The organism is Actinoplanes sp. NPDC051513, assembly GCF_044454685.1.
Classification (GTDB): Bacteria; Actinomycetota; Actinomycetes; order Mycobacteriales; family Micromonosporaceae; genus Actinoplanes.
This window is the reverse complement of record NZ_JBITDW010000003.1, coordinates 22,108-44,286: the sequence shown is the minus strand read 5'-3', so window position 1 is coordinate 44,286 and position 22,179 is coordinate 22,108. Positions and strand designations below refer to the sequence as shown.

Genomic DNA, 22,179 nt, shown 5'->3' with positions numbered 1-22,179 from the left:
CGTGACCATCCCCGAGGTGCAGCGCGTCCGCGATCAGCGTATCGCCGCCGTCGTGCCGCTGATGAGCCCCGCGCTGCTGCACCACGAGCTGCCGCTGACCGCCGACCTGCACGACAACGTGCTCGACGGCCGCCGCCAGGTCGAGGACGTGCTCAACGGCCGAGATCCACGGCTGCTCGTCGTGGTCGGCCCGTGCTCGGTGCACGACCCGGTCGCCGCCGGCGAGTACGCGGGGCTGCTGCGCGAGCAGGCCGACCGGCTCGCCGACGACCTGCTGGTCGTGATGCGGGTGTACTTCGAGAAGCCGCGCTCGACGGTCGGCTGGAAGGGCCTGATCAACGACCCCAAGCTGGACGGCACCGGCGACGTCGGCGCCGGCCTGCGGATCGCCCGCAAGCTGCTCCTCGAGATCGTGGGCAAGGGCCTGCCGACGGCCGTGGAGTTCCTCGACCCGATCACGCCGCAGTACATCGCCGACACCGTGGCGTGGGGCGCGATCGGCGCCCGTACGGTCGAATCGCAGGTCCATCGGCAGCTGGCCTCCGGTCTTTCCATGCCGATCGGCATGAAGAACCGCCCGGACGGGAGCATCAGCACCGCGGTCGACGCCATTCAGGCCGCCGCCGTGCCGCACGTCTTCCCCGGCATCGACTACTCCGGGACGCCGGCGATCCTGCACACCACCGGCAACCCCGACACCCACCTGGTGCTGCGCGGTGGCGGCGGCCGTCCGAACTACAGCGCCGTGGACGTCGAGGCGGCTCTGCAGCTGCTGCGCAAGGCGGAACTGCAGGAGCGCCTGGTGATCGACTGCTCGCACGGCAACAGCAACAAGGACCACCTGCGCCAGCCGCTGGTCGCCGACGACGTGGCGGGGCAGGTCGCCGAGGGGCAGCGCGGGATCAGCGGGGTGATGCTGGAGAGCTTCCTCGTGCCGGGGCGTCAGGAACTCGGCGGCTCGCTGACCTACGGCCAGTCGGTGACGGACGCCTGCATGGGCTGGGACACGACCGTCGACGTGCTTTCGAAGCTCGCGTCGGCAGCTCACAGCAGGCGCACAGTGCGGGCATAAAGACGAGACAGCGGGCGCGTCGAAGGTTGGTTCATGACCTCGACGCTGCCCGCTCCTCCGGTGGTGGTTCCGCCGCCGGCTCCTTCGGAACCAGCCAGGACCCGGTGGCGCCTGCTGCGGGGACGCCCGGGTGATCCCGTCTGGGCCCGGCCCGCGCTTTACGTCCTTCTGCTGCTGACCGGTGTCCTCTACATCTGGGGACTGAACGAATCGGGCTGGGCGAACGCGTTCTACTCCGCCGCTGCCCAGGCCGGCTCGGCGAGCTGGAAGGCCTTCTTTTACGGCTCCTCCGACGCCGCCAACTCGATCACCGTGGACAAGACGCCCGCCTCGCTGTGGTTCATGGCGCTCTCCGCACGGATCTTCGGGGTCAACTCCTGGAGCATCCTCGTGCCGCAGGCGCTCATGGGCGTGGCCAGCGTCGGGCTGCTCTACACCACGGTCAAGCGCTGGTTCGGCCCGGCGGCCGGTCTGATCGCGGGTGCGACGCTGGCGCTCACCCCGATCGCGGTGCTGATGTTCCGCTTCAACAACCCGGACGCGCTGCTCGTGCTGATGATGGTCGCGGGCGCCTGGGCGACCACGCGGGCCATCGAGAACGGCTCGACGAAGTGGCTCGCATTGGCCGGGGCGTTCGTCGGGTTCGGCTTCCTGGCCAAGATGCTGCAGGCGCTGCTGGTGGTGCCGGCGTTCGCGCTCGCGTACCTGATCGCCGGTCCGCCCAAGCTCGGCAAGCGGACCGTGCAGTTGCTGATCTCGGGGCTCGCGCTGGTCGTCTCGGCCGGGTGGTACATCGCGATCGTCGAGCTGGTGCCGGCCTCGATGCGGCCGTACATCGGCGGATCGCAGAACAACAGCATTCTCGAGCTTGCCCTCGGCTACAACGGGCTCGGCCGGCTCTCCGGCGACGAGACCGGCAGTGTGGGCGGTGGCGGCGGAGGCGGCGGCTGGGGCGAGACCGGGCTGCTGCGGATGTTCGACAGCTCGCAGGGCGGGCAGATCTCCTGGCTGCTGCCGGGGGCGCTGATCGTGCTGGTCGCGGGGCTGGTTCTGACCGCGCCCCGGATGCGGACCGACCGGGCCCGGGCGGCGCTGGTGCTGTGGGGCGGCTGGCTGGTCGGGACCGGGCTGGTCTTCAGCTACATGCAGGGGATCTTCCACGCCTACTACACGGTGGCGCTCGCGCCGGCCATCGGCGCGGTGGTGGGCATCGGGTCGGCGCTGCTGTGGCGCGAACGCCGCAACATCGTGGCGGCCTCGGCACTGGCGGTGGCGATCGCGGTGACGGCCTGGTGGAGCTATCACCTGCTGGGCCGCAGCGCGGACTTCCTGCCGTGGCTGCGCTGGGTGGTGCTGATCCTGGGGCTGGCCGCCGCGGTCGCGGTGGTGACGGTGGTGGCGGCGACCCAGCGCCTGGCGGCGCGGCTCGCGGTGGTGGCGGCCGGGGTTGCGCTGGTCGCGGTGCTTGCTGGTCCTGCTGCGTACGCGGTGCAGACCGCGTCCGAACCGCACACCGGGTCGATCCCGTCCGCGGGGCCGGCGACGACCACCGGGTTCGGCGGGCCGGGCGGCGGCCGTGGCGCCTTCGGCGGCGGCAACCCGGGTGGAGGCTTCGGGGGTGGCGGCTTCCCGGGCGGCAACCAGAACGGCGGCACCACCCAGAACGGCGGCCTCCCCGGCGGTGGCGGTGGCGGCGGGATGCGCGGGGGCGGCGGCATGGGCGGCCTCCTCGACGGCGTGACCGTCAGCGACGAGATGAAGGCTCTGCTCCAGGCCGACGCCGACAAATACACCTGGGTCGCGGCCACCGCCGGCTCGCAGAACGCCTCGAGCTACCAGCTGGCCACCGAGGACCCGGTGATGGCGATCGGCGGGTTCAACGGCACCGACCCCTCCCCCACGCTCGCCCAGTTCAAGGAGTACGTGGCGGCAGGAAAGATCCACTACTTCATCGGCGGTGGCAGCCTCGGCGGCGGCAGCAACACGGGCGGGAGCAACGCCAGCTCGGGGATAGCCCAGTGGGTGGCCGACAACTTCACGGCCACGACGGTCGGCAACACCACTGTCTACGACCTGGCCTCGTAGGTTCTCTCCGCTTGTGGGCGGCATCCCCTCACCGGGGGTGCCGCCCACTTCGTCGTTCACGCACCCGAAAACACACTCACAGCGCGGACACAGGGTGGCCTAACGTATCCCCCAGTTGTGTGGCCGAACTTTGACGGCATGAGCCTTGAGACGCTGCCATCGCACGCCGCCGACCCGTCCCGGATCGACGCTCCGGTGCTCGATGTGGTCGTCCCCGTCCACAACGAGGAGATCGACCTCGAGCCGTGCGTAAAGCGCCTGCACGCGTACCTGTCGGCGCATTTCCCCTATCGGTTCCGGATCACCATCGCCGACAATGCGAGCACCGACTCCACGGCCGACGTGGCCCGCCGGATCACCGAGGAGCTGCCCGGCATCGCGTCGGTGCACCTGAGCGAGAAGGGCCGGGGCCGCGCCCTCAAGCACGTCTGGACCCACTCCGACGCCGCCGTCCTCGCGTACATGGACGTGGATCTCTCCACCGACCTCGGCGCCCTGCTCCCCCTGGTCGCACCGCTGATCTCGGGCCACTCCGACCTGGCGATCGGCTCCCGCCTGGCCCGCGGCTCCCGGGTGGTCCGCGGCGCGAAGCGCGAGTTCATCTCCCGCAGCTACAACCTGATCCTGCGCGGCACCCTCTCGGCCCGCTTCTCGGATGCACAGTGCGGTTTCAAGGCGATCCGCGCGGACGTGGCGGAGCGACTGCTGCCGATGGTCGAGGACACCGGCTGGTTCTTCGACACCGAGATGCTGGTGCTGGCCGAGCGGGCCGGCCTGCGCATCCACGAGGTGCCGGTCGACTGGGTGGACGACCCCGACAGCCGGGTGGACATCGTGTCGACCGCCGTCGCCGACCTCAAAGGAATCGCGCGCCTGCTGCGCGCCCTCGGCTCGGGCCGCCTGCCGCTGGCCACCCTGCGCGAACAGCTCGGTCGCAACCCCCTGCCGGTGGCCGGCGTCCCCGCCGGCCTGACCGGCCAGCTGATCCGCTTCGCCGCCGTCGGCGTCGCGAGCACGCTGGCCTACTTGATTCTGTACGCGCTCCTGCGCACCGCCGTGAGCCCGCAGTGGGCCAACCTGGCGGCGTTGCTGGTCACCGCGATCGCCAACACCGCCGCGAACCGCCGCGTCACCTTCGGCGTCCGCGGCAACGACGGCGCCGTCCGCCACCAGGCCCAGGGCCTGATCGTCTTCGGCATAGGCCTGGCCCTGACCAGCGGTTCGCTGGCCGTCCTGGACGGCATCGGCACCAGTCCCGCCAAGCACGTGGAGCTGGTGGTCCTGATCCTGGCCAACCTGCTGGCGACCGCGGTCCGTTTCCTGATGCTGCGCATCTGGGTCTTCCGCTCCCGCAGAGCCGGCCAAGCCCGGGCTTGACGAGTGCTGCCCGCGATGCGGGGGCGCTTCGCGGGAAATCCCCGGCACAACTCAGCCCACCGAGAGGCGGCGCCGAATTCCCATTCGGCGCCGCCTTTCTTACGTCGATCGCTACTCTCTCGACGCTCAGAGCCAGCCGGGCGTTGGGGCGAATCTCTCGACGCTCAGAACCGGCCAGGCGTTGGGGCGAATCTCTCGACGCTCCGAGCCGGCCAGGCGTTGGGGCGAATCTCTCGACGCTCGGAACCGGCCGGGCGTTAGGGCGAACGTGGTCAGGTGGGGTCGGGGCGGCGGCGGAGCAGGCGGAAGGTCAATGTGGACGCCACGGTGGTGGCGCACAGGGCGGCGATCACGGCGGCTATCCACCAGCCGAGCACCGCGAGGATGATGGCGGCCGTCCAGATGACGATCGCGGTGAGGACCAGGGACAGGGTCGCGCCTCGGCGGGCCGCCGGGCGGGCGACCGGTCCGCCGCTCATGCGGGCGCAGAACTCAGGGTCCTCGCGCCTCAGCTGCCGTTCCAACTCTGCCAGCCGACGGCTGTCTTCCCTGCTCAGCATGTCGTCACCTCCGGTCGGCACCGCGCCTGCCCGCGATCGAGCAAGAGCCATCTCGATCTATCTCATTGTTACTCGCGCGTTGCCTTCGTGATACCTCCGGAGATGCCAGTTCCCGCCAACTGCCCGACTTACGCCCGCGAATGGTGAACCTTCACGCGCCACGCCCAGCGATGGCCCTGGGATGGCCCGCCCGGGACGACTCGCGCGGAGAAGGCACGCCGAACCGCCCGAGGGTTCCCCGGGATGGCACGCACAGCGACGGCACCGGCAGGGCAGCAGGCTCGGGACCGCGGGCGCGGAAGGCGCAGGGTCGCGGACACGGGCGCGGGCGCGGGGACACGGGCGCGGGCGCGGGGCGCGGGCGCGGGGCGCGGGCGCGGGGACACGGGCGCGGGGCGCGGGCGCGGGGCGCGGGCGCGGGGCGCGGGCGCGGGGCGCGGGCGCGGGGCGCGGGCGCGGGGACACGGGCGCGGGGACACGGGCGCGGGGACGGCGTGCACTGCGGACAGCGAGCGTCGCGGGCGGCACGTGGGAGTGCGCGCGTCGATCAGTCGAAGGCGACGGTGGCCTCGGGGACGCCCCTGGCCCGGGCGACCGCGGCCGCCTCGGTCTCGATCTGTTTGCGGCGGGTGGCGGGGAGGGGGACGAACGAGGTGACGGTCAGGTCGACCCGCTTGCGGCCCGCCATCTTGGCCCGCCAGACGCCTAGGATCTCGCCGTCGAGCAGGAGGACGCCGGGGTTGCCGAGGATGCGCCACACCTCTTTCTGTTGTGGGCGGTCGGGGACCAGCAGGTCGCGGTCTCTTGCCTGGAGCAGCGGGTCCATTCCGGGGAGCAGGCGCACGCCCTCGGGCTGCTCGGCCTTGGACAGATCGTCGGCCGCGGACTCGGGGAGCCACGCCTTGCGGCCGTCGACCTTGACCTCGGCCAAGCCCGTGGTGGGCCAGACCCGCTTCATCTCGGCGGTGGTGCTGCCCAGATATTTGCCCAGCTCGGCGGGGGTTGCTGGGCCCAGGAAGCGCAGGTACGTGGTGATCAGATCGCCGATGCCCTCGTTTTCGGTGGGCTGGGGTGGGGCGTCGGGGATCGGGGCCAGGGTGGCGTCGCGGCCGCGGGACTCGACCTCGATGCCGCCGGGCAGGCCGGAGTGTTGCCAGACGTTGCCGGCGATGTGCTGGGCGCCGCAGCTGCGGCAGTAGTAGGTGAGCTCGCGCGGCACCCGCTTGCTGACCTGGGTGCTCACCTCGCCACGCGGCATCGAATCGTGCACCACCTCGCGGAACGCGGCGGCGGTCTTGGTGAACGCGGCGATGCCGAGCCGCATGCCCTCGCGGATCTGGCCGCTCTGGATGCGCGACGTGGCGTCGGCGTCGCTGACCGGCCACAACTGTTTGACCAGGGTGGGCAGGTCGGCTCGACGATGCAGGTGGGGCGCGCCGCGGGCGGCCCAGACGGTGATCAGCCGCTCGTCGGCCGGATCGGCCGTGGTGCGGGCGGCCAGGGCGACCTGCTGGGAGCCAGGGCTGTATTCCTGCACGCCGAGATCGAGCAGCGGCAGGTCGGCGGGGCGCCGACCGGAGCGCTCGGCCAGGCCCAGGGCGGCCACTCGGTAGGCCATCACCTGTGCACGGTCGACGTTGACCATGGCAGCCTCCCGGATTCTCGGGAGCGCCCCTAGCGGGGCGCCTTTGTTCAGGTGCGACGACCGTACCGCCGGGCTGCGACATTTTTCAGTCGATCAAGACGGCTGCCGGGATGGCCGGTCATCATCTCCCAGGTGTCGAGGCTGCTCGGGCCGTGCGGGCCGACCTGGAGGATCGGGGCGTCGCCGGTCAGGGTGTAGCCGCAGCGACGGGCCACCGCGGTGCTCGCCGTGTTCGCGGGGTCGATCCGCAGCAGCAGGCGACTCAGTTTCAGGGTGCTTCCGGCGTACGCGGAAAGCAGTGACAATGAGCCCGACGCGAGCCCGAGGCGACGATGGCGCGCGCCCACCAGATAGCCCAGTTCGGCCTCTTTGAGGCCGGCGTCGATGCCGAAGAGCAGGACCTCGCCGAGGGGACGGCCACCGCGCTCGGTGATCGCGAGCTGGATGCGCTGACCGCTGGTGCGGCCGTGGTGGGCGCGTTTGAGGTAGGCGACGCCGGCCTCCATGTCGAAGGGCGAGGGCATCGGCGTCCAGCGGGCGATGCCGGGGTCGTCGAGGAGGTCGATCAGATCGACGAGATCGTCGGACCGCCACTCGCGCAGGACAAGGCCGTCCCCCGTCAACGTGATCGGGAAAGGAAGACGGCTGGCGGCCACGACTTGATCCTGCCCGAATGAACCCGGTTCAAGCCAGTCCGTCATGTTGCCACCCCGCGATCGATCGACGATGACCGAGGTGTGCTGCGTGGCGCGGAGGCCTAGGCCTACTTTGATCTCGTGGACGAGCACACTGCGTTGGTGACGCGGCGGGGCGAGAATTACGGCGGGCGGTCCCGTGAGGAGCGCGCGACGGATCGACGCGACCGGATCCTCGCGTCGGCGCTGCATCTGTTCGGCACGCACGACTACGACGACGTCACGGTCGCGGCGGTCTGCACCGGCGTCCGGGTCTCGAAAAGATATTTCTACGAACATTTCGTCGATCGGGAAGATCTGGTACGGGCGCTGCACCGGCAGCAGAACGCATGGCTACTCGCCGGAGTCTCCGAGGCTGCTCCCGAGGCGCCGGGCAGTCTCGAGGAGATGCTGCGGCCGGCGGTGCGCCGCTTGCTGGGCATGCTTCAGACCAATCCCGAGCGGGCGCAGGTCATCTACATCAACGCGCCGCGCATGGAGACGCGGCGGCGGGGCGTGCTCCGCGAGGACGCGCAGTTCCTGGCGGGCATGTTGCGGCGGGCGGGTGGTCGCCCCACCACCGAGATCCGGTACGAGCGATTGCTGCTCGCCCTGGTCGCGGGGCTGAGCGAGGTCATCATCGACTGGCTGTCGCGCGGCATGACCGACGACGTCGACGCCCTGGCCGACCATTTGACCGATTTCTGCACAGCCGTGCTGGCTCGCTTGGAAAGCTGACCGTCGCAGCGCCCCTCAGCTCTTGCGGGCGGCGATCTCCATGCCGGCGGCGCGCAGGCGGGTGACCAGGGCGTCGCCCAATGCCGTGGCCGGGGTGAGGACGCCGCCCTCGGACGGAGGCAGGGCGTCGCGATCGTGGGCGAGGGCGAGGGCTGACTCGCCGAGCATGACCGCGGTGGCCGCATAGCCGGGGTCGCCCTTGGCCCGGAACCGCGCCGCGTAGCGGGCGCCGGACGTCGTGGTGGCGAACAGGTCCATCGTGAAGTGGCCGTTCTCCCGGGCCTCCGCACTCGGGCCTTCGCCCGGCTTGGGCAGGATCTTGTCGAGGAGGAAGCGGGTCGGCGGTAGCGACAGGCCGACCATCAGCGCGCCGAGGCCGAGCCGGGTGCCGTGGGCGATCACCGGGGAGAGCGGGGAGGCGCCGACGCTCATCGTCTCGCGGTAGCGGAACGCCCGGCCGTACTCCCAGCCGCGCAGGGCGTTGCTGCGGCGCACCACCCGGGTGTTGTAGGAGGCCATGAAGAACGGCGCGAGCGTGCCGCGCAACCGGGGGTGCACGGCGGGACCGGACACGATGGCGGTGTCGTCCTGCCGGCCGAGATCGGGCTCGGCGGCGCGGTCGGGGCTCAGCGAGTAGGGGCTGGCGGCGACCCGGCGCAGCTTGCCGTCGTTCTTGACCACGTCGAGCTGGTGCCGCATCGAGTCGATCGTGCCGCCGCTGATCCCGCCGCGCAGGCTGGTGACGACCAGCGTGGTGTCGGTGAGCTCGCCGGCGCCGTCGGCCTTGACCTGCTGGTCGAGCACATGCACGCCGATGTCGGACGGGATCGAGTCGAAGCCGCAGGAGTGCACTATGCGGGCGCCGGTCGAGCGGGCGAGCTCGTGGTTGTCGTCGATGCTCGCCCGGGCGAACAACACCTCACCGGTGAGGTCGACGTAGTCGGTGCCGGCGGCGGCGCAGGCCCGCACGAGCGCTTTGCCGTATCTCGCATATGGCCCGACGGTGGTGACGACGACCCGGGTCGCGGCGGCCAACCGCTCGAGGGCAGGCACGTCGGTGGCGTCGGCCACCAGGACCGGCCAGTCGACGCCGAGACGCTGCTTGACCTCGGCGATCCTGGCCTCGGAGCGGCCGGCCAGGGCGACCCGCGTGCCGGCCGGCGCGTGCTCGGCCAGGTACTGCGCCACCAGCGCTCCGACGAAACCGGAGGCGCCATAGACGACGATGTCGTGATCGCGGGGGTGGTCGCTCATGGCAGCAGATTCTCCACCAGGTTTCCGGCGGCGGCCGGACAAGTTACCGATCGGTAATGCCAGAGCGTTACCAATCGGTCATTCTCGACATAAAGCAAGATCAAATAGGGCAATAGCTGAGAACAACGTCACCTTTCCCGGGCTGAGCTTGGGTGAATTCGCGGACCCGTGGTTACCGTCGGCCGGTCCCGCGATGCGGGCACCGCGGGTGGAACGCCGAGTCCCTGCCACCGCCCGCCGGACATTAACCCGTGGCAGGGAGCGGGGGACCCAAACGTTCCTCGGCGCGCGATGCGCGCGCCTCGGGGTGAAGCCGCAGGATGGCGGCCGGGCACCTCAGCCCGAACCCGACAGCTGACCTCGTAGGCGTGGAGGGTTCTCTGTCATGGCACAGATCCGCAAGCATGCCCGCACGCCGCGGGCGCGCAAGCACGCCCGTTTCGCGCTGGGCCTCACGGCCGTCGGCGTGGCGGGCACGGCCGCCCTGCTCGGCCCCGCTTCCCCCGCGCAGGCGTCCAGTGTGAACTGGGACGCGATCGCGCAGTGCGAGTCGGGCGGCAACTGGAGCATCAACACCGGCAACGGCTTCTACGGCGGGCTGCAGTTCACCCGCGGCACGTGGAAGGCCTACGGCGGCACGAAGTACGCCAGCACCGCGAACAAGGCGAGCAAGGCGGAGCAGATCCGCATCGCCGAGAAGGTGCTGGACGGCCAGGGCATCGGCGCGTGGCCGGTGTGCGGCAAGAAGGCCGGCTCGTCGAAGCACTACAAGGGCTCGAACACGAGCGGCTCCAAGTCGTCGTCGAAGTCGGCCCACAAGTCGAAGTCGACCACGCACAAGGCCACCAAGAAGGCCACCAAGAAGCCCACGACGTCGTCGCACAAGGTCACCCGCACCACGACCGCGAAGGCCACCGGCAAGACCTACGTCGTCCGCTCCGGCGACACGCTGTCGGCCATCGCCACGCGCAACCACGTCAAGGGCGGCTGGCACACCCTCTACCAGCTGAACGGCAACACCATCAGCAACCCCAACCTGATCTTCCCCGGTCAGCGGATCGCACTCTGATCCACTCGTAGCGACCCGGCCGCTCATCCCCCAGGGCGGCCGGGCCGCGCCCCACCGGCGACGAAGTGGCGGTTGTGCCACAGTGGCGGCATGGCCACCGACCCGCATCTCGAGCCGCACTGGGACCGCTCGGCGCTGATCACCATCGACATGCAGCGCGACTTCCTTTCCGATGGCCCGTTCGGGCTGGCCGGCACCACCGAGATCCTCCCCAACCTCACGAAGCTCACCGAGACGTTCCGGGCGACCGGACGGCCGATCGTCCACGTTGTCCGCCTCTATCCGGCCGACGGCCAGGACGTCGACCGCGTGCGGCGCACCCTCGTGCAGGGCGGCGCCGAATTCGCCCGGCCCGGCACGCCCGGCCGATTGCTTGCGCCGGGCCTGGCGCCGGCCGGCGACCTCGACGACAACCTCGACGACGAGGCCCTTCTGCGCGGCGAGCCGCAGCTGCTCGGCCCCGGCGAATACGCGCTCTACAAACCGCGCTGGGGCGCCTTCTATCGCACGCGGCTCGAGGAGCTCCTCGCCGCGCACAGCGTCGACACCCTCGTCTTCGCCGGCTGCAACCTGCCCAACTGCCCGCGCGCCAACATCATCGAGGCCCACGAGCGCGATTACCGCGTCGTGCTGGTCACCGACGCCGTGTCGCAAGCCAGCGACCAAGGTTTCCGCGAGGTCGCCGGCCTCGGCACCGTGCTCCGCACCACCGCCGAAGCCATCACGCCGACGGTCTGACGCCGCCTCGACCTCTTGGTGCGCCGTCCACGGGGCTCGCTGCCGCGCGAGGCCGAGCGGGCGGCCACGTCGAAGCCGAGCGGGGTGGCCACGTCGAAGCCGAGCGGGGTGGCCACGTCGAAGCCGAGCGGGCGGCCGCGTCAACGCCCCGGCGTGACGAACTCGGGCTGGTCGAGGACGCGGAGCCACGTGCCGTCGGGCTGCCGGCGCACCACCTGCGCGCGGGCGCCGGCGCCATCCTTGGGCGGGGTCGCGGTCAGCGCCAGGTCTCCGCTGATCAGCGTCGGCAGCGGCTGCTCGGGCTCGAAGGCCGGCATGTGCGGGAGCGCCTCTTCCCACAGTTTCTGGATCGCGGCGCGGCCCACGGTCTGCCGGCCGGGCGGATAGGCCATCACCGCGTCTTCCTCGTAGAGCAGGGCGAGACCCTCCGCGTCTTTCTCATTGGCGCGCTCGACGAACAGGCGGGTCAGGTCTTCTGGCTTACGAGCCTTCTCGCGTTCGGTCATGACTCCAGCCTCGTCGGGCGGGGAACAGAAGTCCAACGCATAGTTTTTATGCGAACTAGAATCTGTGGTTATGGAACTGCGGCAGCTCGCGTACTTCGTGGCGGTGGCCGAAGAGGCCGGCTTCACCCGTGCCGCCCAGCGCGTGCACATCAGCCAGTCGGGGGTGAGCGCCCAGGTCAAGGCGCTGGAGACCGAGCTGGGCGCCGAGCTCTTCGACCGGTCGGGACGGGTCGCGCGACTCACCGAGGCGGGCAAGGTGGCTCTCCAGTACGCCCGGACGGCGCTGAACGCCGCCTCCGAGCTGCGCGAGGCGATCGACGAGGTGAAGGGCCTCGTCCGCGGCCATCTCACGATCGGCATGGTGACCGGCTGCGAGATCACTCCCCTGTTCGCCGCGCTGGCCGCGTTCCACCGCGAGCACCCGGCGATCGAGCTCGAGCTGCTCGAGAACGACTCCCGCCGGCTCGTCAACTCGGTGCGGACCGGGCTGGCCGACATCGCCCTCGTCGGCGTGGCCGGCGCGCCGCCGGAGCACCTGTCCGCCCAGGTGATCGCCAGCGAGGGCCTCGTGGCGCTGGTCCCGCCCGATCATCCGCAGGCGGGTGAGCCAGGGCTGCCGCTGACCGAGCTGGTGGCGCACGCTCTCGTCACCTTGCCCGAGGGGACCGGTATCCGCGCCGCTTTCGATGAGGCGTGTGTGTCCGCGAGCTTGATCCCGGACGTGGTGCTGGTCGCGTCGGCGCCGGCGGCGGTCGCCGACATGGCGGCGCGCGGCCTCGGAATCGCGGTGCTGAGCGAGTCGATGGGGAAGGCGCACGCGGACCTCGTAGCCGTGCCGATCACCGGAGTGACGATCCCGGCGCTGCTCGCGCTGGTGTGGCGCCCGCGGACGAGCACGGCGCTGGCCGCGCTGCTGCCGCACCTTCGCCGGGAGTTCGGCGAAGGCTGAACAGCGTCGGGCTGAGCGAAATGAGTTTCCGGGCTATAGCGTCGCGGTCATGACGGAGATCTCCCTGCGGCAGCGGCTTCGTGCGGCGCTGCCGGCTGCCATGAAGTCGCGGGACCGGGCGGCGACGGCCGCGCTGCGCGCCACCCTGGCGGCGATCGACAACGCCGAGGCGATCGTGCCGGCCGAGGAGGCGACGGGCACGAGCCTCGCGATCGAGCACATCGCGGTGGGCGTGGGAACGACCGAGGTCGCCCGGCGGGCGCTGACGGAGGCCGACGTCGAGCGGATCGTGCGGGACGAGGTGGAGGAGCGGGAGACCGCGGCCGGGGAGTACGAGCAGGCCGGGTACGCGGACCGCGCGGAACAGCTGCGCAACGAGGCCCGCGCGCTGGCCGCCCACCTTCCCGAAGCGTAGAGCGCCGGGCGGGCCTAGAGGTTCAAGGCCTCGGCGATGGGGGTCTCGCCCGCGAAGAGCTCGAAGGTGACGCCGATCGTGGCGGGGGTCCACAGGCAGGCGGCCAGCACCGCGGCCACGTCGTCACGCGGGATCGGCCCCCGGTTGCCCAGCGTGCGGGTGGCCTTGACCAGGCCGGTGCCCGGGTCGTCGGTGAGGTGCCCCGGGCGGACGATCGTGTGGTCGAGGCCGCTCGCCACGACGTACGCGTCAGCTTCTGCCTTTGCCTCGAGGTAGGGCTGCATGGCGCCGCCGGCCGATGGATTCTCGGCGCCGATCGACGAGACCATCACGTAGCGGGAGACGGACTCGGCCATCGCCGCGTCGGCGAGCTTGATCGCGCCGCCCAGGTCGACCGTGCGCTTGCGGGCGGCGCCGCTTCCCGGCCCGGCGCCTGCGGCGAAGACGACGGCGTCGGCGCCCTTCACGTAGGGCGCGAGCGACGGGTCGTTCTCCAGGTCGCCGACGACCGGGACAGCCCCGACCGCCCGCAGGTCGCCGGCCTGCGAAGGCGTACGGATCAGGCCTCTCGCGGTGTGGCCCTCGGCGGCGAGCAGCTTCAACAGGCGGAGGGCGACCTGGCCGTGGCCGCCGGCAACGAGAATGTCCATGCCTCAGTCATACTCCTGAAAGCCCTAAGGGCGATCACCGATTGAGGGTCGCGAATCGGCTGCATAGCGTCACCAGTGTGCTCAACGACCTGCTCGGCAGCCTGCCGCCGATCCTGGTGTACGCCGTCGTGGGCGTGCTCGTCGCGGCGGAGTCGGCGATCATCGCGGGTCTGGTGTTGCCGGCCGCGACCGCGCTGATCGCCCTCGGGCTGCTCGCCAACGCGGGGACGGTGCCGATCGTGCCGGCCCTGGTCGTGGGGGTCGCGGCGGGGATCCTCGGCGGGACGGCCGCCTTCCATTCGGGGCGGCGGCGCGGGCCCCGGCTGCGGACCGGCAAGCTCGGGCGGCGGGTGGGCAAGAAGCAGTGGGACCGGGCCGAGCGGCTGTTCGCGAGGCACGGCGGCCGGGCCGTCTTCCTGGGTCAGTGGATCGTGGGGGCGCGCACGCTGATCCCGCGGCTGGCCGCGGTGAACGGGGTGCCGTACCGGCGGTTCGCCCTGTGGCACACGCCGGCCGCGGCGCTCTGGGCATTGTGGATGGTCGGCGCCAGCTACCTGGCCGGCGCCTCCTACGACCTGCTCGTGGCGCGGGCCGGCCGCGCCGGTGGCGCCGTGGCCGTGCTCGCCGCCCTGGTCGTCGCGCTCGTGCTGCTCGGCCGCTGGCTGGGGCGCCACCCGCGGCCCTTCTACTCGCTCGCCACCACCTTCGCCCGGCGGCGATGGCCGGCGCGCCTGCGGCTCGGGCACAAGCCCGAGCGGCTGGGGCCACGGCTGGGGCTGGGGCGCGGGCAGCTGGGGCGCTGGCTGGGGCGCGGGCGGGACGCCGGCCCGGCGGTGGAGCTCGGGCTGGGCGCCGGCCTGCTCTTCGGGCTCGCCGCGCTGCTCGTGCTGGTCGTGCCGGTCGTGGTGCGCTTCAGCGGGCTGGCCGACGCGGACGCCGCGATCACCAACTGGGCCCGGTCCCAATGGACCTCGGACGGCTACCTCTTCGCGCTCGACACCGCGACCTTCGGCGACCCGGCGTTGCTGTTCGGTGTCGCCGCGGTTGTCTCCCTGGGTCGGTGGTTGTTCCGGCGGTGGCTCGGCGAGCGGGAAGGGCTGATCACCGCGGTCGGCCCGGTGCTGCCGATCGTCGTGCTGGCCGCGGCCTTCGCCCTGACCACGCCGCCGGCCTGGGAGAGCTGGCGGGAGCCCAGCTCGGTCGTGTTCCCGGCGTCGAGCGAGTTCGGCGGTTACATCCCGTTCGACCTCGCCGGCCCGATGGCGACCATGGCCGCCGGGCACACCGCGCAGCTCGCCGGGGCGGTCGGCCTGCTGGCCTGGATGCTCACGGGGCGGCTGCCCTGGAAATGGCGGGTCACGGTCTGGACGGCGGCGGCGATCTACGTGGTCGTGTTCGCGGGATCGTGGGTCTACCTCGGGTGGAGCCGCACGAGCGAGACTGTCGCGGCCGTGCTGATCGGCGCGGCGTGGGCGGCGCTCACCGCCGCGATCTGGTCGGGGCCCCGGGCCGCGGTCCGGCAAGCCGAGTTCGTTGAGAACTCAAGTAGCGTGCCGGCCGCGCGATAGGTGATCCGCACCGCGGATAACCAGGAGGCACGGCATGCGGGCGCACGTGGCGGCGTACCCACGGGAACAGATCGAGAAAGGCCTCAGCGTGACCATCAGCCTGGGCGTCGCGAATGTCGCCGAAGGCGACGAGCTGCCGGAGGTCATGACGCTGGCCGACCGGCGGCTCTACGCGGCGAAGCGGGCCGGCCGCAACCGGGTGGAGGCGGGCAGTGCCCAGAGCAGCGGGCAGGCGCCGTCGCGGTCCTGCACGCCGGCGCCGGTGACCAGCACCGCGAGCAGCAGTCCGCAGGTGTCGACGGCGATATGACGTTTGCCGTTGATCTTCTTGCCCGCGTCGTAGCCGCGGTCCGGGCGTGCGACGGTCTCGGCGCCGCGCAACGACTGGGAGTTCGCGCAGACTGTCGTGGATGCGGGCCAAGATCCCGGGCCACCTCATGTACGGCGGCTGCCGTACTGGTCGGCTTCGCGGTGACCTGCCAAAGCCTGGCGAGCGCAACGCGCTCCCTCATCATTCAGCCGAAAGTAGACACGCGGGGCCCTGCGGATACGTTGGCTTCCAACATTTTCGTCACGCCGGTCGACCCAGCCGGACTCATCGTGCAGCCGGCCAAGGATGCGGTAAACGGTGCTGAATCCCAGACCGAGTTCTTCACACAGCTGCAGGCCATAGATCTCCCGATTCGGATCGGCACGGTGAACGTCGAGCAGCACACGCAGCACTGTCCGCATCTGCTCGGTCATCCTCGGCGCCATGCGTACCCCTCAAACTAGACGATCTTGCGATTCGGCGACCGCTGTCACCGATCTCGGCCACGCGCCTGGCCGGCGGGCGGGTGCCTGCCGGCCAGGCCTCGTAGCGGGGGTCAGCTCGTCGGCATCAGTACCGTGTCGATGAGGTACACGGTCGCGTTGGCGGTCTGGATGTTGCCGCAGAGGATGGTGGCGTCGTTGGCGGTGTAGGTCCCGCTGGACTTCGCCGTCTTGATTTCGCCGCCCTGCAACGTGGTCACGCTGGCCGAGTCGAGGTTGGTCGGGCGCTGCCCGACGACGTGGTATTTGAGGATGTTCGTCAGCGCCTGCTGGTCGGCCAGCACCTGGTTGAGGGTGGCTTGCGGTACCTTCGCGAATGCGTCGTTGACAGGCGCGAAGACGGAGATGTTCTGGGCGTTGTTCAGGGTGTCCACCAGGCCCGCCTTGGTCACCGCGGTGACCAGAGTGGACAGCGCCGGCGTCTGCGCGGCGGCGCTGGCTACCGGCTGTTTGGCGAGCTCGGCGGGGCTTCCCGGGCCGACCGACGGCAGACCGGCGCAGGCCGGGCCGAACGGGGCGGCCTGCGCCGGCGCGGCCGGGGGTGCGGAGCTGGCCGGTGCGGCGGTCGCGCCGGCGCTGGTCGTGTCGGAGCCGGCGGAGCTGCACCCGGCGAGCGCGACGAGGGCGGCCACAGCGGCGATGGCGAGGCCACGATTGGCGCGGGGAGAGGGCATGGTCTTTGTCCTTCCAGGTCGGACGGATCGGTCAGTGGACCAGGGCATGGGCGGTGACGGGCGACCGGACCGCCCAGCGCCGCGGCAGGGCGCGCACCTGCGTGACCAGATAGACCGCGGACAGCCCGACGAGGCCGTAGACGATCCGGGTCACCGGGTTGGTCTGCCCGAAGTCGAGCCCGAAGACGGCCGCGACGAGGTCGAAGCTCGCGATCGCGACCAGTCCCCAGTTGAGCGCGCCGACGATCACGAGCACCGCGGCGAGTACATCCAGCTTTTTCATCTCTGTCTTACCTCCGTCTAGGTTTTGTCTAGACTGTGATTGATGCCGAGCAGCTTGTCAAGGGTGCGTCTAGGGGTCGTATAGTGTTGGCATGATCGAGCCGCCCCTGCTCCGGATCGGTGAGCTCAGCCGCCGGCTGGGCGTCAGCGAGCACGTGCTGCGCGCTTGGGAGCGCCGGTACGGGGTGCTACGGCCGGTCCGCTCGGCCGGTGGCTTCCGGCTGTACTCCGAAACCGATCTGCAGCGGATCCGCCGCATGCAGGCATTCCTCTCCGACGGTCTCTCGGCGGCCGAGGCGGCCCGGGCCGCGGTCAACGAGGAACGCTCCCAACCGGTCGCACCGGTCGGGCCGACCTCCGGGCTCGCGGCGGAGGCGGCGACGCTGGCCCGAGCGCTGGACGGGTACGACGAGCCGGCCGCGCAGGCCGCCCTCGACCGACTGTTCGGCACGCTGACGGTGGAGACCGTCCTGCGCGACGTCCTCCTGCCGTACCTGCACGAGCTGGGCGAGCGCTGGAAAAATGGGGCGGCGAGCGTCGCGCAGGAGCACTTCGCCAGCAACGTGATCCGGGGCCGGCTGGCCGGCCTCGGGCGCGGCTGGGGACACGGCCAGGGCCCCCAGGCGGTGCTCGCCTGCGCGCCCGACGAGCAGCACGACATCGCGCTGCTCGCGTTCGGCGTGGTCCTCAACCGCCATGGCTGGCGGATCGGCTACCTCGGCGCCAGCACCCCGGTCGACGACCTTGTCCGGCTCGCCGCGGCGACCCATCCCGACCTCGTTGTGGTATCCGCAACCCGGCCTGAACGCCTCGCCCCGCTCACCGCGCAGCTGACCCGATTGGCCGGTACAGCGCCGCTCGCCCTCGCCGGACCAGGCGCGACCAGCGAACTCGCCGACACGGTCGGCGCCCGGCTGCTCACCGGAGACCCGGTCACCGCCGCGCAAAACGTCAGGGCGCGATAACCGAACCACGCTGCCCGGTCACCGGGCCAGCGGGTACGTCCGCCGCCAGTTGTCACCTCCGCGGGACCCTGGCGGAGGTGCCTCGCTCCTCCGGAGCGCGCCGGGACTGCGGACCCCGGGCCCACCCCCAATCCAGCCGACGACCCTCTTCGAGATACGGGTCGGGTGGGGTGTCGCGACGTTTCTGGCGCTGTCGGCCCTGGCACATCTCGTCGTCGCTTCACCGACGTTCTTCTCGCGCTACGTCTCTGGGCTGCGCCGGCACCGCACCATCTTCCGCTGGGTCGAGTACTCGATCTCGGGCGTCCGCGGCCGGTCCCGGCAGGCACGTGCGGGGCGAGGATCGCCCACTCGGCGTCGCTGGTATCGGACAGATCATGCCGGCGCCGGGCGGTGGGCAGGTGATCGGCGAGGGCGGCCGGGGTGGCGGACACGGCGATCCCGGCGACAAGGTATACAGACAGGGTTGGGCCTTCGGTCGAGCTGCTGGCTAGTCACCGTTGCTCGTACCAGGGTCTAAGGCTTCCGGCCGACCGCACCGTAGATGGCGACGTCTTGCGCGGTCGGCCGCTCGTCGTGGGCGGGGCGCCAATCGCTGGCCGCCACGATTCCCGGCTCGACGAGCTCGAGCGTGTCGAAGAACCGGGCAAATTCCGATTTGTCGCGGGCGCGGGCGTCGGTGCGGCCCGACGCCAGCAGTTCCTCGTGCTTCGCCACCTGCTCCGGCGGCGCGAAGTCGAGCGTCAGGTTGCTCGCGACCAGATAGCTGCCCGAGGGCAGGGCGTCGAGCAGCCGTCGCACCACCGTGATTGCCTGCGCGTCGTCGTGGAGGAAATGCAGGACCGCGACCAGCAGCAGGGCCACCGGCTCGGTCAGATCGAGCACCGACCGCAACTCGGCGTGATCGAGGATGGCCTCCGGCGAACGCAGGTCGGCCTCGACGTAGCCCGTGCGCCCTTCGGGGGTTCCGATGGTCAGCGCGCGCGAATGCGTCATCACGATCGGATCGTTGTCCACATAGAGCACCCGGGACTCGGGCGCGACCCGCTGCGCGATCTCGTGCGTGTTGTCGGGAACCGGCAGCCCCGTGCCGATGTCGAGAAATTGCCGGATGCCGCTGTCGGCCAGAAATTTCACGGTACGCCGCAGGAACTCGCGATTTTCGAGGGCGGCTACGCGCGCGGTAGGAAACGCCTTGGCCAGCAGATCGCCGGACTCCCGGTCGGCCGCGAAATGATCCTTGCCGCCCAGCCAGTAGTTGTACCGGCGAGCCGGGTGCGCCACCGAGGTGTTCATCCGATCCACGCCTGCACTCTAAGCCCCAAGATTTCCGCGCACCATGGCCTCCAGCCGGGCCTCGAGGTCGCCGGCCAGGTCGGGGTAGGCCAGGTGGTGCAGGATCAGCCCGTCCACCGCGTCGAGGAGCAGCTCGCACGCCAGGCCGGGGTTGGGGGCGCCGATCGAGCGCAGCCAGTCGGCACCCCACCGGCGGATCTCGCGGGCCGATTCGGTGAGCTGCTCGCGAGCCTCCGGCCGCAGCGCCGCCTCGATGAACACGCTGTAGCGGGCGATGGTCATCACCCGGTCGGCCCCGACGGCCCGTCGCACGTATGCCGCCAGGACCGCCGAAAGCTCCTGCGGGCTCTGGGGCGTGATCATCCCGGCGAGCCCTTCCCATGCCGCCCGCTCGCGCTCGGCGAACCGCACGATCATCGCGTTGACCAGCGCCTCGCGGGTCTTGAAGTAGTTGGAGGCCGACCCGGCGGGGACCCCGGCGGCCGCGTCGACCGCGCGGTGGGTGAGCTGACGACTCCCCTGGCTGCCGAGGACAGCGATGGCGGCGTCGAGCAGCTGCTCCTGACGGGATGGCATGTCGGCAACACTACAGGAGTAGTCTCGAAACTACATCTGTAGTAGCGTCGCGGGCATGACGAAGACGGCGGGAATCATCGGTGGCGGCATCGGCGGCCTCTCGGCCGCGATCGCCCTGCATCAGAACGGCTGGCGGGTCACCGTCCACGAACGACAGACGACCACGCCGGCCGTCGGCACCGCGCTCGGCATGTGGCCGGCCGCCCTGAAGGCTCTGGACGCGCTCGGGGTCGGCGACCGCGTGCGGGGGCAGGGCGTTTCCCAGCGCGCCGGCGAGCTGCGCCGGCCCGACGGCGGCCGCATCGTGGCCATGGACCGGATGGAGCGCCGCCTCGGCGACCGGATCCACCTGATCTCCCGGCCGGCGCTGCTCACGATCCTGCGCGAGGCGGCCGCCGAGGCCGGCGAGCTGCGGTTCGGCGAGCCGGTCGACGATCTCGAGCCGATGCGGAAGGGCTTCGACCTGGTGGTGGCGGCCGACGGCGTGTTCAGCCGCACCCGCGAGGAACTGTTCGGCGATCGCTACCGGGCGCGCTATGCGGGCAGCACCGCCTGGCGCGGCGTCCTCGACTTCCCCACCGACACGTTCGCCGAGATCTGGGGCGCGGGCGTCAAGTTCGGTGTCACCCCGCAGGACGGCGGCCGCACCAACTGGTTCGCATCGGCCGGGCTTCCCGAGGGCAGCTTCCGCCCGGGCGCCGAGCTCGCCGCGCTGCGCGAGATCTTCGGTGGCTGGCGCGATCCCGCGGTCGCGCGCGTGCTCGGCGATCTCCGCGAGGAGGGCATCCTGCGCCACGACATCTTTGTGACGCCGCGTCTGCCGTCCTATGTGTCCGGCGACGTGGTGCTGATCGGCGACGCCGCGCACGCGATGGCGCCCGACCTGGGTCGCGGCGCCTGCGAGGCGATCATCGACGCGGTCAGCCTTGGGCGGCACGGCCCGGCCGGGTACGACCGGGACCGTCGCCGCACCACCCAGCGACTGGCCCGGATGGCCGCCGTCGCCGGCTGGGCGACGCGGCAGCGGCGCGGCGTGGCGTTGCGCAACGCCGCGCTCAGGATCGCGCTGTAGATCAGCCCAGCAGGTCGGGCAGGGCGACGCCGGAGTCGGCGAGCCGGGCACGGTCGATCTCGCGTTCCGAGCGGATCAGCGCCTCGATCGGGTCGGTCACGTCCCAGACGTTGACGTTCATGCCGGCCGCGACCTTGCCGTCGATCAGCCAGAACGCGATGAACTCGCGGGTCGCGAGATCGCCGCGGACGACCACCTCGGTCTTCGCGCCGGGCGCCACCCAGCCGGTGTACTCCATGCCGAGGTCGAACTGATCGGTGTAGAAGTACGGCAGCTTGTCGTAGGAGACGTCCTGGCCCAGCATCGCCTTCGCCGCGACCGGGCCGGTATTGAGAGCGGTCGCCCAGTGCTCGACGCGGACGCGGTGCTTCAGGAACGGGTGGTCGACGTTGGCGATGTCGCCGGCCGCGAAGATGTCGGGGTCGCTGGTGGCCAGCCTGCGATCGACCAGCACGCCGTTGTCGACGGCCAGGCCAGCGTCGGCGGCGAGCCCGGCGTTCGGCGCCACGCCGATACCGGCGATCACCACGTCGGCGACGAGCGTCGTGCCGTCGGCAAGGCGTACGGTGTCGGCGTCGACGGCCTCGACCTGGGCGCCCAGGTGCAGGGTGACGCCGTTGGCCCGGTGCAGGGCGGCGAAGGCCGCGGCGATCTCCGGGCCGAGCACGTTCAGCAACGGGAGGCGGGCTACCTCGACGACGTCGACGGTCGCCCCCCGGCTGCGCGCGGCCGCGGCGACCTCGAGGCCGATCCAGCCGGCGCCGACGACCACGACCCGGCTGCTGCCGGTGACTGCCTCGGAGATCCGGTGCGAGTCGCCGAGCGTGCGGAGCAGCAGCGCGCGCCGGCCGCCGGGCACCGGGAGCGGCCGGGGCGTCGAGCCGGTGGCGAGCAGGAGCTTCTCGTACGCGACCTCGTCGCCGCCGTCGAGCCGCAGGAGTTTGGCCGCCCGATCGATGGAGGTCACCGTCGTCCCGCCGCGCAGCGTGACATCGTGCTCCGGGTACCACTCCGCCGGGTGGACGTAGGTGCTGTCCACCGAATCGGTGCCGAGCAGCAGGCCCTTGGAGAGCGGCGGCCGCTCGTACGGAATCTCGGTTTCCGTCCCGATGAGCGTGACGGGGCCTTCGAAGCCCTCGTCGCGCAGGGTTTCCACTGCCTTGGCGCCGGCCAGGCCGCCGCCCACCACGACATACGTCAT

At 71.3% G+C, this 22,179-nt stretch carries 25 protein-coding genes, 1 pseudogene and 1 riboswitch; of the genes and pseudogenes, 13 read left to right on the top strand and 13 right to left on the bottom strand.

Annotated features, from left to right (window positions below):
* Position 1 precedes the first annotated feature (1 nt).
* From ACIA5D_RS10125 to ACIA5D_RS10115, 3 genes are all read left to right on the top strand, one after another.
* A complete protein-coding gene (locus ACIA5D_RS10125; RefSeq protein WP_396029547.1) occupies positions 2–1,072 on the top strand; it encodes a 3-deoxy-7-phosphoheptulonate synthase in 1,071 nt (356 codons plus the stop codon).
* Between the two features lie 33 nt (positions 1,073–1,105).
* Positions 1,106–3,157 (top strand): ArnT family glycosyltransferase, encoded by a 2,052-nt coding sequence (locus ACIA5D_RS10120; protein ID WP_396029546.1) that lies wholly within the window; start codon positions 1,106–1,108, stop codon positions 3,155–3,157.
* 138 nt (positions 3,158–3,295) lie between these two features.
* Entirely contained in the window at positions 3,296–4,534 is a 1,239-nt protein-coding gene (locus ACIA5D_RS10115; protein ID WP_396029545.1) for a glycosyltransferase, read from the top strand.
* A 272-nt stretch (positions 4,535–4,806) separates the two neighbouring features.
* Here ACIA5D_RS10115 and ACIA5D_RS10110 read toward each other — a convergent pair whose 3' ends face one another.
* From ACIA5D_RS10110 to ACIA5D_RS10100, 3 genes are all read right to left on the bottom strand, one after another.
* Complete coding sequence (locus ACIA5D_RS10110; protein WP_396029544.1) at positions 4,807–5,094, bottom strand: DUF3040 domain-containing protein; 288 nt, start codon at positions 5,092–5,094, stop codon at positions 4,807–4,809.
* Positions 5,095–5,641: 547 nt separating this feature from the next.
* Entirely contained in the window at positions 5,642–6,739 is a 1,098-nt protein-coding gene (locus tag ACIA5D_RS10105) for a DNA glycosylase AlkZ-like family protein (protein WP_396029543.1), read from the bottom strand.
* A 47-nt stretch (positions 6,740–6,786) separates the two neighbouring features.
* On the bottom strand, positions 6,787–7,395 hold the full coding sequence (locus ACIA5D_RS10100; protein WP_396029542.1) for a GNAT family N-acetyltransferase: 609 nt from the start codon (positions 7,393–7,395) through the stop codon (positions 6,787–6,789).
* 120 nt (positions 7,396–7,515) lie between these two features.
* On the opposite strand from ACIA5D_RS10100, the gene ACIA5D_RS10095 reads away from it, so the two are divergent.
* Positions 7,516–8,151: a TetR/AcrR family transcriptional regulator gene (locus tag ACIA5D_RS10095; RefSeq protein ID WP_396029541.1), complete on the top strand. Its 636-nt coding sequence runs from the start codon at positions 7,516–7,518 to the stop codon at positions 8,149–8,151.
* Between the two features lie 15 nt (positions 8,152–8,166).
* Here the strand turns inward: ACIA5D_RS10095 and ACIA5D_RS10090 are convergent, their stop codons facing one another.
* Complete coding sequence (locus ACIA5D_RS10090; RefSeq protein ID WP_396029540.1) at positions 8,167–9,405, bottom strand: saccharopine dehydrogenase family protein; 1,239 nt, start codon at positions 9,403–9,405, stop codon at positions 8,167–8,169.
* A 204-nt stretch (positions 9,406–9,609) separates the two neighbouring features.
* Positions 9,610–9,789: riboswitch (cyclic di-AMP (ydaO/yuaA leader) on the top strand.
* Position 9,790: 1 nt separating this feature from the next.
* Here ACIA5D_RS10090 and ACIA5D_RS10085 point away from each other — a divergent pair.
* Positions 9,791–10,474, top strand: coding sequence for a transglycosylase family protein (locus tag ACIA5D_RS10085; protein ID WP_396029539.1), 684 nt, complete (start codon positions 9,791–9,793; stop codon positions 10,472–10,474).
* A 90-nt stretch (positions 10,475–10,564) separates the two neighbouring features.
* The gene (locus ACIA5D_RS10080) at positions 10,565–11,212 is read left to right on the top strand and encodes a cysteine hydrolase family protein (RefSeq protein WP_396029538.1); all 648 of its coding nucleotides are present in this window, start codon (positions 10,565–10,567) and stop codon (positions 11,210–11,212) included.
* Positions 11,213–11,352: 140 nt separating this feature from the next.
* Here the strand turns inward: ACIA5D_RS10080 and ACIA5D_RS10075 are convergent, their stop codons facing one another.
* Positions 11,353–11,718 carry a YybH family protein gene (locus ACIA5D_RS10075; RefSeq protein WP_396029537.1) on the bottom strand — a complete coding sequence of 122 codons (366 nt, stop codon included), beginning with the start codon at positions 11,716–11,718 and terminating at the stop codon, positions 11,353–11,355.
* 70 nt (positions 11,719–11,788) lie between these two features.
* Here ACIA5D_RS10075 and ACIA5D_RS10070 point away from each other — a divergent pair, with 70 nt between their 5' ends.
* Complete coding sequence (locus ACIA5D_RS10070; RefSeq protein ID WP_396029536.1) at positions 11,789–12,667, top strand: LysR family transcriptional regulator; 879 nt, start codon at positions 11,789–11,791, stop codon at positions 12,665–12,667.
* 49 nt (positions 12,668–12,716) lie between these two features.
* The gene (locus ACIA5D_RS10065) at positions 12,717–13,082 is read left to right on the top strand and encodes a hypothetical protein (protein WP_396029535.1); all 366 of its coding nucleotides are present in this window, start codon (positions 12,717–12,719) and stop codon (positions 13,080–13,082) included.
* Positions 13,083–13,096: 14 nt separating this feature from the next.
* Here the strand turns inward: ACIA5D_RS10065 and ACIA5D_RS10060 are convergent, their stop codons facing one another.
* A complete protein-coding gene (locus tag ACIA5D_RS10060; RefSeq protein ID WP_396029534.1) occupies positions 13,097–13,732 on the bottom strand; it encodes an SDR family oxidoreductase in 636 nt (211 codons plus the stop codon).
* A 77-nt stretch (positions 13,733–13,809) separates the two neighbouring features.
* Here ACIA5D_RS10060 and ACIA5D_RS10055 point away from each other — a divergent pair, with 77 nt between their 5' ends.
* Both ACIA5D_RS10055 and ACIA5D_RS10050 read left to right on the top strand, forming a co-directional pair.
* Positions 13,810–15,300: a VTT domain-containing protein gene (locus ACIA5D_RS10055; RefSeq protein WP_396029533.1), complete on the top strand. Its 1,491-nt coding sequence runs from the start codon at positions 13,810–13,812 to the stop codon at positions 15,298–15,300.
* Positions 15,301–15,334: 34 nt separating this feature from the next.
* A complete protein-coding gene (locus tag ACIA5D_RS10050) occupies positions 15,335–15,610 on the top strand; it encodes a GGDEF domain-containing protein (RefSeq protein ID WP_396029532.1) in 276 nt (91 codons plus the stop codon).
* Here the strand turns inward: ACIA5D_RS10050 and ACIA5D_RS10045 are convergent.
* From ACIA5D_RS10045 to ACIA5D_RS10030, 4 genes and pseudogenes are all read right to left on the bottom strand, one after another.
* Positions 15,535–15,781: pseudogene (locus ACIA5D_RS10045) on the bottom strand (transposase); the annotation flags it as partial. The gene ACIA5D_RS10050 and the pseudogene ACIA5D_RS10045 overlap by 76 nt on opposite strands.
* A complete protein-coding gene (locus ACIA5D_RS10040) occupies positions 15,736–16,044 on the bottom strand; it encodes a PadR family transcriptional regulator (RefSeq protein ID WP_396029531.1) in 309 nt (102 codons plus the stop codon). The gene ACIA5D_RS10040 and the pseudogene ACIA5D_RS10045, both read right to left, overlap by 46 nt.
* Positions 16,045–16,166: 122 nt before the next feature.
* A complete protein-coding gene (locus ACIA5D_RS10035; protein WP_396029530.1) occupies positions 16,167–16,787 on the bottom strand; it encodes a fasciclin domain-containing protein in 621 nt (206 codons plus the stop codon).
* Between the two features lie 31 nt (positions 16,788–16,818).
* Complete coding sequence (locus ACIA5D_RS10030; RefSeq protein ID WP_396029529.1) at positions 16,819–17,070, bottom strand: DUF378 domain-containing protein; 252 nt, start codon at positions 17,068–17,070, stop codon at positions 16,819–16,821.
* Positions 17,071–17,161: 91 nt separating this feature from the next.
* Between ACIA5D_RS10030 and ACIA5D_RS10025 the strand changes: the two genes are divergently transcribed.
* Both ACIA5D_RS10025 and ACIA5D_RS10020 read left to right on the top strand, forming a co-directional pair.
* A complete protein-coding gene (locus tag ACIA5D_RS10025; protein ID WP_396029528.1) occupies positions 17,162–18,034 on the top strand; it encodes a MerR family transcriptional regulator in 873 nt (290 codons plus the stop codon).
* 49 nt (positions 18,035–18,083) lie between these two features.
* Positions 18,084–18,554 carry a hypothetical protein gene (locus ACIA5D_RS10020; RefSeq protein WP_396029527.1) on the top strand — a complete coding sequence of 157 codons (471 nt, stop codon included), beginning with the start codon at positions 18,084–18,086 and terminating at the stop codon, positions 18,552–18,554.
* Here the strand turns inward: ACIA5D_RS10020 and ACIA5D_RS10015 are convergent.
* Both ACIA5D_RS10015 and ACIA5D_RS10010 read right to left on the bottom strand, forming a co-directional pair.
* Positions 18,551–19,330, bottom strand: coding sequence for an SAM-dependent methyltransferase (locus ACIA5D_RS10015; RefSeq protein WP_396030336.1), 780 nt, complete (start codon positions 19,328–19,330; stop codon positions 18,551–18,553). The two genes, ACIA5D_RS10020 and ACIA5D_RS10015, sit on opposite strands and share 4 nt — an antisense overlap.
* Positions 19,331–19,348: 18 nt before the next feature.
* A complete protein-coding gene (locus ACIA5D_RS10010; RefSeq protein ID WP_396029526.1) occupies positions 19,349–19,906 on the bottom strand; it encodes a TetR/AcrR family transcriptional regulator in 558 nt (185 codons plus the stop codon).
* A gap of 55 nt (positions 19,907–19,961) precedes the next feature.
* Here ACIA5D_RS10010 and ACIA5D_RS10005 point away from each other — a divergent pair, with 55 nt between their 5' ends.
* Positions 19,962–20,978: an FAD-dependent monooxygenase gene (locus ACIA5D_RS10005; RefSeq protein ID WP_396029525.1), complete on the top strand. Its 1,017-nt coding sequence runs from the start codon at positions 19,962–19,964 to the stop codon at positions 20,976–20,978.
* A 1-nt stretch (position 20,979) separates the two neighbouring features.
* On the opposite strand, the gene ACIA5D_RS10000 is transcribed toward ACIA5D_RS10005, so the two are convergent.
* Positions 20,980–22,179: an NAD(P)/FAD-dependent oxidoreductase gene (locus ACIA5D_RS10000; RefSeq protein WP_396029524.1), complete on the bottom strand. Its 1,200-nt coding sequence runs from the start codon at positions 22,177–22,179 to the stop codon at positions 20,980–20,982.

Bases quoted from the DNA above. Each gene is read 5' to 3' on its own strand.
- ACIA5D_RS10050 (WP_396029532.1), top strand. From the start codon at position 15,335: ATGCGGGCGCACGTGGCGGCGTACCCACGGGAACAGATCGAGAAAGGC.
- ACIA5D_RS10105 (WP_396029543.1), bottom strand. From the start codon at position 6,739: ATGGTCAACGTCGACCGTGCACAGGTGATGGCCTACCGAGTGGCCGCC.
- ACIA5D_RS10090 (WP_396029540.1), bottom strand. From the start codon at position 9,405: ATGAGCGACCACCCCCGCGATCACGACATCGTCGTCTATGGCGCCTCC.
- ACIA5D_RS10010 (WP_396029526.1), bottom strand. From the start codon at position 19,906: ATGCCATCCCGTCAGGAGCAGCTGCTCGACGCCGCCATCGCTGTCCTC.
- ACIA5D_RS10065 (WP_396029535.1), top strand. From the start codon at position 12,717: ATGACGGAGATCTCCCTGCGGCAGCGGCTTCGTGCGGCGCTGCCGGCT.
- ACIA5D_RS10115 (WP_396029545.1), top strand. From the start codon at position 3,296: ATGAGCCTTGAGACGCTGCCATCGCACGCCGCCGACCCGTCCCGGATC.
- ACIA5D_RS10085 (WP_396029539.1), top strand. From the start codon at position 9,791: ATGGCACAGATCCGCAAGCATGCCCGCACGCCGCGGGCGCGCAAGCAC.
- ACIA5D_RS10040 (WP_396029531.1), bottom strand. From the start codon at position 16,044: ATGACCGAGCAGATGCGGACAGTGCTGCGTGTGCTGCTCGACGTTCAC.
- ACIA5D_RS10030 (WP_396029529.1), bottom strand. From the start codon at position 17,070: ATGAAAAAGCTGGATGTACTCGCCGCGGTGCTCGTGATCGTCGGCGCG.
- ACIA5D_RS10000 (WP_396029524.1), bottom strand. From the start codon at position 22,179: ATGACGTATGTCGTGGTGGGCGGCGGCCTGGCCGGCGCCAAGGCAGTG.
- ACIA5D_RS10015 (WP_396030336.1), bottom strand. From the start codon at position 19,330: ATGAACACCTCGGTGGCGCACCCGGCTCGCCGGTACAACTACTGGCTG.
- ACIA5D_RS10035 (WP_396029530.1), bottom strand. From the start codon at position 16,787: ATGCCCTCTCCCCGCGCCAATCGTGGCCTCGCCATCGCCGCTGTGGCC.
- ACIA5D_RS10075 (WP_396029537.1), bottom strand. From the start codon at position 11,718: ATGACCGAACGCGAGAAGGCTCGTAAGCCAGAAGACCTGACCCGCCTG.
- ACIA5D_RS10080 (WP_396029538.1), top strand. From the start codon at position 10,565: ATGGCCACCGACCCGCATCTCGAGCCGCACTGGGACCGCTCGGCGCTG.
- ACIA5D_RS10070 (WP_396029536.1), top strand. From the start codon at position 11,789: ATGGAACTGCGGCAGCTCGCGTACTTCGTGGCGGTGGCCGAAGAGGCC.
- ACIA5D_RS10060 (WP_396029534.1), bottom strand. From the start codon at position 13,732: ATGGACATTCTCGTTGCCGGCGGCCACGGCCAGGTCGCCCTCCGCCTG.
- ACIA5D_RS10120 (WP_396029546.1), top strand. From the start codon at position 1,106: ATGACCTCGACGCTGCCCGCTCCTCCGGTGGTGGTTCCGCCGCCGGCT.
- ACIA5D_RS10025 (WP_396029528.1), top strand. From the start codon at position 17,162: ATGATCGAGCCGCCCCTGCTCCGGATCGGTGAGCTCAGCCGCCGGCTG.
- ACIA5D_RS10005 (WP_396029525.1), top strand. From the start codon at position 19,962: ATGACGAAGACGGCGGGAATCATCGGTGGCGGCATCGGCGGCCTCTCG.
- ACIA5D_RS10110 (WP_396029544.1), bottom strand. From the start codon at position 5,094: ATGCTGAGCAGGGAAGACAGCCGTCGGCTGGCAGAGTTGGAACGGCAG.